The sequence below is a fragment of the Brevibacterium sp. S22 genome (assembly GCF_004745485.1).
Lineage (GTDB): Bacteria > Actinomycetota > Actinomycetes > Actinomycetales > Brevibacteriaceae > Brevibacterium.
The window spans coordinates 1-12,273 of sequence record NZ_RHFG01000037.1; the positions used below are offsets into that span (position 1 = coordinate 1).

General features: G+C 65.8%; 9 protein-coding genes and 1 tRNA gene. 2 read left to right on the top strand and 8 right to left on the bottom strand.

All coding sequences use genetic code 11. The features are described from left to right. Positions 1-176 precede the first annotated feature (176 nt). From EB835_RS18630 to EB835_RS18665, 8 genes are all read right to left on the bottom strand, one after another. On the bottom strand, positions 177-1,292 hold the full coding sequence (locus tag EB835_RS18630; protein ID WP_135810939.1) for a proline racemase family protein: 1,116 nt from the start codon (positions 1,290-1,292) through the stop codon (positions 177-179). A 96-nt stretch (positions 1,293-1,388) separates the two neighbouring features. Next, complete coding sequence (locus EB835_RS18635; protein WP_135810940.1) at positions 1,389-2,291, bottom strand: dihydrodipicolinate synthase family protein; 903 nt, start codon at positions 2,289-2,291, stop codon at positions 1,389-1,391. Positions 2,292-2,400: 109 nt separating this feature from the next. Next, entirely contained in the window at positions 2,401-3,648 is a 1,248-nt protein-coding gene (locus tag EB835_RS18640; RefSeq protein ID WP_135810941.1) for an NAD(P)/FAD-dependent oxidoreductase, read from the bottom strand. A 413-nt stretch (positions 3,649-4,061) separates the two neighbouring features. Continuing rightward, positions 4,062-4,730 carry a GntR family transcriptional regulator gene (locus tag EB835_RS18645; protein WP_240688852.1) on the bottom strand — a complete coding sequence of 223 codons (669 nt, stop codon included), beginning with the start codon at positions 4,728-4,730 and terminating at the stop codon, positions 4,062-4,064. Between the two features lie 227 nt (positions 4,731-4,957). Continuing rightward, complete coding sequence (locus tag EB835_RS18650) at positions 4,958-5,551, bottom strand: short chain dehydrogenase (RefSeq protein WP_135810943.1); 594 nt, start codon at positions 5,549-5,551, stop codon at positions 4,958-4,960. Between the two features lie 130 nt (positions 5,552-5,681). Continuing rightward, on the bottom strand, positions 5,682-6,281 hold the full coding sequence (locus tag EB835_RS18655) for an OmpA family protein (RefSeq protein ID WP_135810944.1): 600 nt from the start codon (positions 6,279-6,281) through the stop codon (positions 5,682-5,684). Continuing rightward, positions 6,278-6,889, bottom strand: coding sequence for a hypothetical protein (locus EB835_RS18660; protein WP_135810945.1), 612 nt, complete (start codon positions 6,887-6,889; stop codon positions 6,278-6,280). The genes EB835_RS18655 and EB835_RS18660 overlap by 4 nt, the downstream gene beginning before the upstream one ends. A 223-nt stretch (positions 6,890-7,112) precedes the next feature. Next, a tRNA-Ser gene (locus EB835_RS18665) sits at positions 7,113-7,201 on the bottom strand. 738 nt (positions 7,202-7,939) lie between these two features. On the opposite strand from EB835_RS18665, the gene EB835_RS18670 reads away from it, so the two are divergent. Then, positions 7,940-10,060 (top strand): LCP family protein, encoded by a 2,121-nt coding sequence (locus EB835_RS18670; RefSeq protein WP_240688853.1) that lies wholly within the window; start codon positions 7,940-7,942, stop codon positions 10,058-10,060. Beyond that, the gene (locus tag EB835_RS18675; protein ID WP_135810946.1) at positions 10,057-12,258 is read left to right on the top strand and encodes an FAD/NAD(P)-binding protein; all 2,202 of its coding nucleotides are present in this window, start codon (positions 10,057-10,059) and stop codon (positions 12,256-12,258) included. The genes EB835_RS18670 and EB835_RS18675 overlap by 4 nt, the downstream gene beginning before the upstream one ends. The last annotated feature ends 15 nt before the right edge of the window (positions 12,259-12,273 follow it).

Genomic DNA, 12,273 nt, shown 5'->3' on the forward strand with positions numbered 1-12,273 from the left:
CGCCGCGCGCGGGGCAGGGGCGGGCGCGCCGGGGCGCAGGGCCCCGCCGCTGGGGTGGGTCGGGGGGGCGGGGGGGGCGGGCGGCCGCCCCGGGCGCTGGGCGGGTACAGGGGGCGGGGAGGGGGGGGGCGCTGCGGCGGGCGGCGCGGGGGAGGGAGAGTGGGGCTGACGGCCTTTCACGTGGGGGGTCCCCCTCGGGGGGGTGTGGGGGGGTGGGGGGGGGGCGCCCCCCCCCCCCCCCCCCAGATGTCGCCGATGGTGTAGCCGGAGGGGAAGGGATCATCGGCTTCGAGCACGAGCTGCTGGAATCCGGTGATCCACCCGCGTCCGCTGATCGATGGGATCACGGCGGGCAGCTCACCGACGGTCGTCGTCTCCTTCACCTCGGCGGTGAAGGTCGTTCCCAGCATCGATTCGTGGACGAATTCCTCTCCCACGGCGAGTTCGCCGCGCGCGTGCTTGGCGGCGACGCGACCGCTCGTGCCGGTGCCGCAGGGAGAGCGGTCGAGCGTGCCGGACCACGTGGTCGGATCAGCAAGGTCGACGACCCCGTTGGGCAGGACCACGGCGTTGCGCCCATCGGTGCCCGGGGTCACTGCGGGTCCGTGGATCATCGGCAGTCCGATCGAGTCGATCTCAGGAAGGAGCGGATGGCGCACGTCGAAGGCCTCATTCGCCGCCTGGAGGAGCACGCTGCCTGCACGGATGATCCCCTTGGCATTGCTCGGATCGAGATCCACGCCGAGGTGCTCCGCCTGAGCCTGAACGTAGAACTGACCGCCGAAGACGATGTCGACGGGGATCGTCCCGTATCCGGGAACCTCGAGCGGCAGGTCGAGTCCGTGCACGAAAGCCGGCACATTGTCGAAGGTGACCTTCTTCGCACGACCGTCGACCACCTCGGCGCGGGCGGTGACGACACCGGCGGCCGTGTCGATCCTCAGCTCGGTGACAGGTTCGGTGACGTCGACGGACCCGGTCTCGACCAGCGCTGTGACAGTGCAGATGAGGTTCGAACCCGACATCGGCTTGAAGCCGCCCTGCTCCATGACGATCATCCCGAAGTCGCAGCTGGGATCGGCCGCGGCGACGACGATCGGTGAGCACAGTCCCGGGTAGCCGCGCGGCTCCTGGAGGACGAGGGTGCGGAACTCGTCGAGGTGCTCGCGGCAGTAGCTCAGCTTCTCGGCCATGGTCGCGCCCTTGACCTTGAGGTGCGACCCGAGCAGCACCCGACCCGGCTCCCCCGCCGCATGAACATCGACGGCTTGGATGATCTGTCTGTTCTTCACACTTCCTCGCTTCTGTGGGGCTGCGACGTTGAGTCCGGAGGTTTGGGTCCTGAGACGTCGGCGGCCTGGCTGGTTGCCAACGCTGCGGCTGTCACCTCAGCCGACGACGTCGACGCCGGCGGCACGAAGCAGTCCGCGGAACTCCTCGATGTGTTCGGCTGCCAGCGGCAGAATCGGTGAACGGGTCGGACCAGCGTCGACACCGACGAGGGCCGTACCCGCCTTGATCGCACCAGCATAGTTGTGAGACTCGAGGAAAACGCAGATCGGATTGATCTTCTCCCACAGTTCCCGACCACGAGCGAGATCGCCTCTGACGGCCACGACGTCATAGAGTTCGGCACAGAGGGCGGGGATGACGCTGGCCGCTCCCCACACACCAGACCGCGCACCGAGGGCAAGAGCCGCGAACGTCAGTGTGTCCCAGCCGTTGAGCGCCTGGATGTCTTCTGCCTCGTTGAAATGGACTTCGGTGAACTTCGGGAAGTCTCCGCCGGTGTCCTTGAAGGAGCTCACTCCGGTGCGGCGGCCGAGTTCGCCGAGCTGTTCGGCTGTGAGTTCGACGCCGGTGGCGGCGGGGATGTTGTAGTACATGATCGGGATGTCGACTGCCTCGGTGACGGCAGTGTAGTGGGCCACGAGCGCATCGTAGTCGGGAGCGTCGTAGAACGGCGGAACGATCATCACGGCATCGGCGCCGGCGTCCTGGGCATCCTGGGTGAGCTCGATGGTCTCGGCGGTGCTCAGGGCTCCGGTTCCGGCGACGACGGGTACCTTTCCGGCGGCGGCCTCGATGTAGGCGCGGTTCGAGGCCTTGCGTTCGGTGATGGTCAGCGAGGTGAATTCACCGGTCGAACCGCCGGGGACGAGACCGTGGACGCCGCCTCCCACGATGTGTTCGACCTGGAGGCGGATGCCGTTGATGTCGATCTCGGAGCCATCGGCGGTGAACGGGGTGACGACGGCGGCGAGGATGCCGGTGAACTGCTGATCAGTCATGGTGTCTGCCTTTCGGGTGTGCTTGTTCGAGGTATGTCGAGCAGTGGTCGGATTTGGTGGAATGTCGTTTCTGGTCAGTGGTGGGACGATGATCGGTGGTGCGGTGGTTTCAGAATCGGTTCGGTGAGACCTGTGCCAGGTGATCCCGGCCCAAGCGGGACTGACGCCCGAGCATGATGTCCGTGAGCACCTTCGCCGAGGCGGGGGCCAGAGAGAGTCCGAGCATCGAATGACCGGAGTTCACATAGGCGTTCTTCGCCGATTTCAGCGCACCGATGAGGGGCAGACCATCGGGTGTCATCGGCCGGGAACCCGCCCAGGGCGCGTTCTCGCCTTGCGGTTCACCCCAGGAGTGGAAGGCTTCGCGAGCAGAGCGGCGGATCGCGTCGACCCGGACGTCGTTGACGCGGTCGTCCCTGCTGCCGAACTCCATGGTCCCGGCCAGGCGGAGCATTCCATCCAGAGGCGTGACTGCGACGCGCGCATCTTCGAGTGTCAGCGAAGTCTTCAGCTCGATTGGGGCGGGGGTGTAATCGATGCTGTAGCCCTTGCCGGAGTAGATCGGCAGTCTGTGGCCGAGCTTCCCGGTGAGCTCTCCGGTGGGGACGCCGGCGGCGATGACGACGGCGTCTGCACTGAGAACTTCGGCATCATCGGTGACCACGGCCGTGACCGTGTCACCGCTGCTCACGAACCTGCGCACGGACACATCCTCACGGACGACTCCTCCGAGTTCGCGGATCTTGGCGACGAGGGCTCGTGTGAGCGAATCGGGTTCGATCTGTCGATCATTGGGGAAGAAGAGTCCGTGGTTGATCCGGTCGCTCAAGGCTGGTTCGGCTTCGTGGACGGCGTCCCCATGAAGCCGCTCAGGAATGTGTCCGGCCGCCTCGAACACGGCGAGAGACGCCGAGTGCTCGTCAAAGCGCTCCTTCGTCTCGAACGCCAGGAGCACTCCGCGGTCGTGCATCTCGAAGTCGATGCCCTGGCGCTGGTACTCGTCGAAGAGATCGTTGGCATCCTCCCCGAGGCGCAGGTGCAGATCCAATCCGGCATCGAAGTCACGTGCATTGCAGTGCATCGCCATCTTGAGTAGGAACTTCAGGTATCCCGGTGCGATCGAGGGATGGATCGACAGCGGACTGTCGGGCTTGAGCATCCATCTGATGCCCTGCAGCAGCACACCGGGAGCAGGGACCGGGTTGCTTTCGGCCAGCGCGATCTTCGCGGCGTTGCCGTGTGATGCCCCGGCTCCGGCCTTAGCCGCTTCGAGAACGGTGACTTCGCACCCGGCGGCCGCCAGCTCATAGGCACTCGCCAGTCCGACGACTCCCCCACCGACGATGACAGTCTTCATTCGGTTCCCTTCATTGGCATCTTTGCCGGTCGACGTTCGGTCCCGCCTGCAGTTCAACTATATTGTATGACAATCTCTTGAAAGATACGCTACGCACAGTTTGCCGGTGCGTCAATCCCCTACACCTCTGTGATTGATGGGCGTTCTACGGGTGATCTCCGTGCACGTCGAAGATCTGAGCCCAGGAGCGGCCAGACCCCACAAGCCGGTCCGAGGCAGGCTGGAGGTTCGGGCGCTCGCGACAGCACGTCAGGGCTTCACTGAATCGGCAAGTCAGCGAGTCAAAAGCGGCGCCGCCTCGGCGCCCTGGATGCGAGTTCAGGCCGTCGCGCCGACAGAATCACACGGAGCGGAACGGGCGCAGGTGCGCACAAAGCGGCACAGGCCGGCGAGGCGAACGGCGCCGGCTCAGATCAGTCGCGGTCTGCGGAGCCGGACACAAGAAGGGCGAGTTCCTGGGCGCTGTCCATCGTGTGCACGTCGAGCGCGGTGCGGACGCGAGCGCGGTCGCCGCTGCGAATGGCGCGCATGAGCGCTGCATGGATCGCATGCGCACGGCCCGAATCACGCCTGGTGAACTGGTCATAAGCAAGGATGATCGTCATCTGAGCCTCGACGACGGGCCAGATGCGCATCAGGAGGTAATTGTCCGCGGCTTCCCAGATGCCGCGGTGGAAACGGACGTGCGCCTCATGGACTGCGAGTGGGTCGACCGCACTGCTCTCAGTCTCGAAGCGCTCCCAGATCTCCTCGAGACGCGCCATGCGCTCCCCCGTTGCATCGTCGAGGATCTCGTCGATGGCCTCGGAGTCGAGGGCGACGCGGACGCGGGCGATCTCGAGCATCGAATCGACCTTGATATCAGCCACGCGAAGTCCGCGGTAGGCCTCCTGGATAAGGAAGCCGTCACGGGCCATCTGGTTGAGTGCCTCCCGAGCGGTCGGCCGACTGACCTCGAGCGACGAGGTCAGCTCCGCTTCGATGATCCGCTGCCCCGGGGTGAGTTCACCGAGCACGATGCGACGTTTGATCTCGTCGATGACCCGCTGCCTGCGCTCGGTGTTCGAGGCGGGGGGACGCACAGCGGCTCTATCCGAGTCATGGCGAGATGTGTCCACCGGCTCCATCGTGAGGCTGCTTTCTCCAGGGGGCTGTGTCGGCGACGGTCAACAGGACCTGCTTCTGCAGAAGAGGATCCGAGCGGGAAGGTCATCCACTCATTGTCAGACCGTTTCGACTTCATTGTACTGATCGATAGGGGCTCCCGAGCCGCCGCCCCGGAGCCGACCGGCCCCGGAGCGGCGCCGCCTCAGACCGCGAGGATGCGGCCGGTGACGTTGCCCTCGATGGAGCGGACGAAGGCAGCGGCCACCTGTTCGTCGGTCACGGGCACCATTCCCGCGAAGGCATCGTGATAGTGCGGAGAGTTCGCAAGCACGTTCGGGCTGACCGCATTGATGCGGATGCCGCGCGGAAGCTCGGGTGCGGCGGAGACGACGAAGGACTCGACGGCGCCGTTGGCCATGGCCGCGGCCGCTGCAGTCGGCACGGGTTCGCGGCTGAGCACGCCGGTGACGAACGTGATCGAACCACCGTCGCTGAGGTGGTCGAGACCCTGGGTGACGAATTCGATCTGCCCGAGCGTCTTCGAGACGAAGGCCGCGGTGTAGTCCTCTCGCGTCAGTTCGGTGACCTTCTTGAACGCCGCAGCACCGACCGCCACGATGATGGCGTCGACCGTACCGACGGCCTCGAGGAGCCGGGCGATCGAGTCGGCATCGGAGGTGTCGACTCCCGGATCGGTCGAACGGGTGACACCGAGGACCTCATGGCCGCGCTTCTCGAGCTCGGCACGTGCGACTCCTCCGACATGTCCGCCGGATCCCACCAACAGAATCTTCATCCTGACCTCCTTGCAGTGTTCGGACAATCGCATCGATCACTCTGACCGATGTGCATCTTTGTCAGACATTCCCAAATTGACTGACAATGCGAGTCTAGGGGATGCGTTCCTATCCGACCAGCCCTGCGCGTCAGCCTTCGTAGCGGACCTCGACACGGCGGTTCTTCGCCCGCCCCTCGGGATCGTCTTCGCCGCCCTTCTCGTTCGCGGCGACGGGCTCGGATTCCCCGTAACCCTTCGACGTCACATCGAGGTCTGAGTTCGCCGAGGTGAGCACCTCGGCGACGGCCTTGGCCCGGTCTTCGGAGAGCTTCTTGTTGTAATCGTCTTCGCCTTTGGAGTCCGTATGTCCGCCCACCGTGATCTCGGAGTCGGTCGGGAGGTCATTGACGAGGTCTTTGATCTTCTTCTTCGCTGCGTCACTGAGCTCGGCCGAGTCGAAGTCGAAGAGAATATCGGTGTCGAGAGTGACCACCGTGTCGCCTCCGGAGGCCTCAGTCGTCTCGACATCCTCGATCCCCTTCTCGAGGTCGAATATCCCTTGTTCGAGCTCGACGATGCTCTCTTCCAGCATCGCCTGGTCAGGGTCGGTGAAGTCATCGGGCGTCGGGGTGTCCCTGTCAGCGATGTCCTGCGGAGTCATGGAGTTCGCGAGGGCGGATGCGGCGGGCCCGGCAATGGCGACGCCGACGGCAAGCGCCGCTGCGGAGCAGGCGACTGCGATCTTCACGAGATCTTCGCTCCGGTCACGAGGTTCATGCCGTCGACGACGGAGACCTCGACTTCCTGAACATCCGGCGGCGGTGCCGCGAAGACGGCAAAGGTGTAGTGGGTCTGCCCAGGCTTGAACTTCGTCTTCTGGGCGCCTGTCTGCGCCCGCTGCGGGAAGTTCTCCAACACATTGTGTTTGCGCAGGTTCTGTGAGTCGACAAGGAACGGAGTCCAGCTTCCACCGAGGAACCCGTAGAGATCATCCTCTTCGGTGGAGCTCGAGTCCACGGTGAAACCGAACTGACCGACGACGGTCTCCCCCTCTCGTTTCAGCGCGAACAGCTCGACCGTCATCGTGGCCTCGTCATCACCTTCGGCGACGGCGGGGATACTCTGCGAGGCGATCGGATCGGGAAGATCATTCATGTCCAGCCCGGCCGCCTCGGCGGATCCGGATTCACCCTTCGAATCGGAACCGTCGCCTCCGCCCGACTCTTGGGCGGTCTCCTGGGAATCGGAACCCTCGGTCTTCGGCCCGTCGGCGTCATCTCCGGACGAACACGCGGTCAGGGTGAGGGCCAGTACGACAGCGGCTGCGGACAGAGCTGTCCTGAGGATGGAGCGCATAGTGATTTCGGTTCTCCTCGTATGTCGCCGGGCCCGTTCGGGTGACCTCCGGCGGCTGTGCGGGCGGACTCGTTTCACCCTAGCCCGAAAGAACCCGATTTTCACTACAGAACTTGTCGCACTCGGTGAATCTTCGATGAACCGGCGTGCCCGACTCTGGGTCCGGAACGAGAGAATCCCCGCGATCCGATATGCCATCGGATCGCGGGGATTCATCAGTACGCGGAGCCGGTGGGATTTGAACCCACGGTCCCCCGTTCGGAGGACTTCACCTTAGCAGGGTGACGCTTTCGGCCGCTCAGCCACGACTCCATCTGCAATGCGGTGATCCGCTGCCGCGAAATGCACGTCGACAGACCCTCCAGCACTACGGGATACAGCCTAAGGGAAAGGAGCCATCCGGAGCAAAGCGCGACATCGAAGAGTGGGCTTCGTCATAGTCGAGTCGGCCTGTGACAGGCACGAATTCGGGCCGAACGTCCCCTTTGTACCGCTCCCCCACACCGGAATTCCAGCATTCATCAATGTCCGGGCGTAAAATCGGCGTGAAGTGCTTTGCGGTCTGGTCTCAAATCCCCGCAGGATCACCGGTCGGAAATCCGATGGCCGCAGTGTGTCCTGCGCAGGAAGCGAGAACGGCGAGCGGGCCGTGCTGCACGAGATGACAGTTTTTGAGGAGTAGACAACTTGCCAGAGTTTCCCCCTGACAAGCGCGGACCGCATGGGAGCGACCCCGATTCCCAGACAACAGGCCGTCGGCTCCGCGCCTCCTCTCGCCCCCGTTTCCGCGGCGACACCGCCGCCAGTGACAGTGACAGTGACTCGACACCGCAGTCGAACCCGCAGCAGCTGCCCACCTCGGCGGTGAACCCTCGCCGGTCCCGCACAAGCCCTGGCCAGAACTCCGACAGAACCTCTGAACCACGAAGCGACCGCTCCTCCCACACAGGGACACGCGCATCCAGCGACTCGCCTGACTACCGGCTCGGTGACAGCAACCGCGGCGAGGGATCTGCGACCCGGTCGCCCCACGCTCCACCGCCACGCCCGGTGGCTCCGCGCACTCGCCGCGAAGCCCGCATGCTGCGCGCTGCCGCCGCCAGCGGAGCCTCAGCAGCCGGAGTGGCCGCTGCAGCGAGCTCGAACTCACAGGACGATTCGGGCACCGGCTCACCTCATGATCCTGCCCACGCCGCGCCGCGCACATTCGCACGGAACGAATCGGCCGCCTCGGCGAGGGATTCCCGTGGCTCCGACCGTTCGGAGACCGGCGTCGACAGGGACTCCGCTCCGACGACGCGCCGCGATGCCCGCGAACAACGCTCGGCCGAATCCCGCGGACGGGGCCGGAAGAAGACCTCCGGCGCACGAGCAGTTCGGAAGGCGGCAGCCGCAGCGGCGGTCGGCGCGGGAAGCACAGCGGCCTCGGCCGGGAGATCATCTGCCGAGACGACGTCTGCCGGACCGTCAACCGGGGGCGCGGACTCTGCTTCCGACGAGAAGTCGACCGGTCACGGACCTGGACGGGCACGCCGACATTCCTCCCGCCTCGGCGAGACGTTCCCCAGCCTCGTCGGCTGGACCTCACTGAGCACGCTGCTGCCCGGGGTCGGCCTGCTGCGCACACGCTTCCGACCCGCCGGCCTCATCGTGTTCGGGGCCTTCGTTCTCATTCTGCTCGTCGGCCTCGTCTATCTGCTAGTCAAAGGACCGGTGCGCGCGGTCGCCACGGTCGTCGCCAGCCCCTCGCTGCTGAACTTCCTCGCCATCGCCGCCGTGCTCGTGGCCGTGATCTGGATCCTCGTGATAGTCGTGTCGCACCTCGGACTGCGCCGTGGGCACCAATACCGGCCCTGGCAGAACAAGATGGCCGGCGTCCTCGTCGTCTCCCTGGCGCTGATCATCGGCATCCCGCTGGGCGTCGGCTCCGTCTTCGCCCGCGTGCAGTCCTCCACAGTGGCCAGCCTCTTCGGCGACAGCACCGGCAAGGCCCACAGCGCCGAGGATCTGTGGGCGGACAAGCCCTATATCAATGTCTTCCTCATGGGCCGCGACAACGGCGACGATCGCGAGGGCACCCGCCCGGACACGATGCTCGTTGCTTCCATCGACACACAGACCGGCAACGCTGCGCTCATCTCCGTGCCCCGCAACCTCGCATTCCCGGTCTTCCCGAAAGACAGCGAACTCGAAGAAGCCTGGCCCGACGGATTCCGCCCCTCCGGTGACTCGTCGGAGGACCTGATCAACGCGGTGTGGCAGTGGGGCGAACAGAATCCCGACCAGATCGGCAACGCGCACGGACTCGAGCCGGGAATGTGGACGACGATGCAGGCCGTCGAAGGGTCACTGGGACTCAATCTCGACTATTGGGCCTCGGTCGACATGGCCGGTTTCGAAGACGTCGTCGACGCCATCGGCGGAGTCAAGATCGACGTCGAACGCCCGATCCCGATGGGCGGCGGGAAATCGATGACCGGTGAGCCCAACAAGGTCTACGGATGGGTCGATCCGGGCCAGCAGACCCTCAAGGGCAAGGACGCGCTGTGGTACGTCCGCTCCCGCGAAGGCAGCGACAACTACGACCGCATGTGCCGCCAGCAGCGAATGCTCAAGACCACACTCGAACAGGTCGACCCGCAGGAGATCGCCACGGCATATCCGAAGCTCGCGAACTCTGCGACCCGAAACATCGCCACATCGATTCCGCAGAACGAGATCCCTGCCTTCATCGAGCTCGCCCTCATGATGCAGAAGGGCGACGTCACGACGGTGCAGATCAACAACGACGTCACCCCCACCTATGACCCTGACTACGACGTGCTCCACGACTGGATCCTCGACGAGGTCAAGGGTGCATCCGACGGCGAGGAGACCCCGAAGCCGACGAATGACGGCAGCGAGTCTCAGGAGACCGAGGACGGCGCGGAATCGACCGAGGACAGCGCCGCGGAGGACTCGGCCACCGACGCCGACGAACCCGCCGATTCCGCAGATGGATCCACGGATGAGGCCGACGCCGAGGCGGACGGTGCCGAGGCGGACGGTGCCGAAGCGGCGACGCCGGGCGAACCCAATGCCGAAGGCAAGTGCTACCCGAAGGGGTTCAAGCCCGGTGACGACTTCCCCGGCTACCCTGGACCCGGCGGCGAAACCGGCGAACAGGGGTGAATCAGACTCCCGTCCCCGCGGTCGCGATCATCGGCGTCGGACCGCGGGGTCTCACCGTTCTGGAGAGACTCGTGACGCTGGCGGCGAAGCGCTTCGCCGGGCACGGCGATCCCACAGGCCGCGGATCCGGATCGTCCCGCCGCGCGGCCGACGGCACCGCCGAGCCCGCGCTGACCATCCACCTCATCGACCCGTACCCACCGGGCGCGGGAATCGTGTGGCGCACCGACCAGCCCGCGTCCCTGCTGATGAACACCACCATCGCCGAGCAGACCGTCTTCCCCGACTCCAGCTGCACCTTCCTCGACCCGGACGACGCACCGCCCGGACCGTCCATGGCCGAGTGGTACCTCGCCGGCGGCGGCACCGAACCGCTCCACTCGACCTTCCCCAGCCGCAGCCTCTACGGCCGCTACCTCCGCGATGCGTATCGGCACATCCGCGCCGGTGCACCGGACTTCATCGAAATCATCGAGCACCCGACGAAGGCCGAATCCGTCATCGATCTGCCCGCCATGGACGTCCCTCAGTCTGCGTCTCAGGGATCGCGGGCCACGGTTCCCGAACAGCTCGTGCGCTGCCAGAACGGCACGACGATCGTCGCCGGCGCCGTCGTGCTCGCCGTCGGCCACATTCCCAGCGCCCAGCCGGAGGAGCGCGCCCGTCTCGCCGCGTTCGCCGAACTGAGCGGCGGTCTCTACCTGCCGCAGGGTCTGCCCGCGGAGACCCCCGTCGCCGAGGTGGCCCCCGGCGAGCGGGTCATCGTCCGCGGCATGGGGCTCAACTACTTCGACCTGCAGACTCTGTTCACTTATGAGCGCGGCGGTCGCTTCGACTCGGAACCCGGTGGGCAGCTGCGCTATGTGCCCAGCGGCGAAGAGCCGCGGCTGGCGCTGGGTTCGCGGCGCGGAATCCCGTATCGCAGCAAACCGATCTGTCACGAGCATCCGCGGCGGGACTGGCCGCTGCGGTACTTCACGAAGGACAATATCGCGCTGCTCGCCGGTCTCGAGGACCTCCACGGACAGCGCAAGGCCGGCGCCCGGTTCAATGATCAGCTGTGGCCGCTCATCCTCGCCGACCTGCGTTTGGCGTACTATCACACGCTGTCCCAGGTCCGTCCCGAAGCGTTCACCGATGATCCCGGCCAGCTGCGCGAAGCCATCGGCGAGGCGGTCTCGCGCCACCTGACCCGCCGCACCTGGCAGGAGACCCACCCGCAGTCGGACGAGGTCGCCGGTGACACGACCACCGAGGAGTCCGCCCGCCAAGGACGCGTCACCCGCGAGGCCTTCGCCTGGTCAGAGATCGAAGAGACGCTCGTGCCTGATCCGGCCGACCGCATGTCCCTGCACACCCTGCTCAACCCGCTCGAAGGTGAGCTCTTCACCAGCCGCGAACCCGGCGAGCCAGGATCCCTGCATGAGTGGATGCTCGACTTCCTGCGCACCGACCTGCGCAACTCCCTGGCCGGTCCGACCGGCAGTCCCGAGAAGGCACTCTTCACCGTGCTGTGGCAGTCGCGGCTGCTGCTCAAGGACCTCATCGTCGCAGGTCACATCGACCGCGTGAGCATCGATATGGAGATCCTCGGCTGGTTCGAGGGATTCGTCTCCGGCATCTGCGATGGGCCTCCCCCGCAACGGATCGCCGAACTGCTCGCCCTCGCCGAGGCGGGAATCGTGTCCTTCGTCGGCCCCGATATGCGCATCGAGGAGAATCCCGCCGCTCTCGTAGCCGCTGCGCAGGGCTGCGGCGCTGATGACACCGGCGACTCTGGTTCCGCACTCGACGGGGTCCACCCGCTCCAGCCGCATCCCGAGATCTTCAAGGTCACCTCGGCGCAGGCCGCTGGCGAGCTGACCGGAGGCGTCGTCATCGATGCGGCCTCACCGACGAACTCCGTCTCGCGCGCAGCGGATGTCCTGCTGTACGGGATGCTCGAGCGCGGTCAGCTCACCGCGGCCCGCCTGACCTTGGACGACGGTCGGGAGAAGTTCCTCAACGGACTCGCGCTCACCTCTCGGCCCTATCGCACGATCGACGTCGAGGGCAATGTGCACCCGCGCCGATTCGCTCTGTCGATCCAACTGTCGTCGAAGCAGTGGGGCCTGGCGATCGCCGCGAACCCCGGCACCGATGCGGCCACTCTCAATGACTCACACGCCGCTGCCGAGGCTATCCTCGACCTCCTCTGACGCCTGTTCGCCTCC

Bases quoted from the DNA above. Each gene is read 5' to 3' on its own strand.
- EB835_RS18650 (WP_135810943.1), bottom strand. From the start codon at position 5,551: ATGAAGATTCTGTTGGTGGGATCCGGCGGACATGTCGGAGGAGTCGCA.
- EB835_RS18640 (WP_135810941.1), bottom strand. From the start codon at position 3,648: ATGAAGACTGTCATCGTCGGTGGGGGAGTCGTCGGACTGGCGAGTGCC.
- EB835_RS18660 (WP_135810945.1), bottom strand. From the start codon at position 6,889: ATGCGCTCCATCCTCAGGACAGCTCTGTCCGCAGCCGCTGTCGTACTG.
- EB835_RS18635 (WP_135810940.1), bottom strand. From the start codon at position 2,291: ATGACTGATCAGCAGTTCACCGGCATCCTCGCCGCCGTCGTCACCCCG.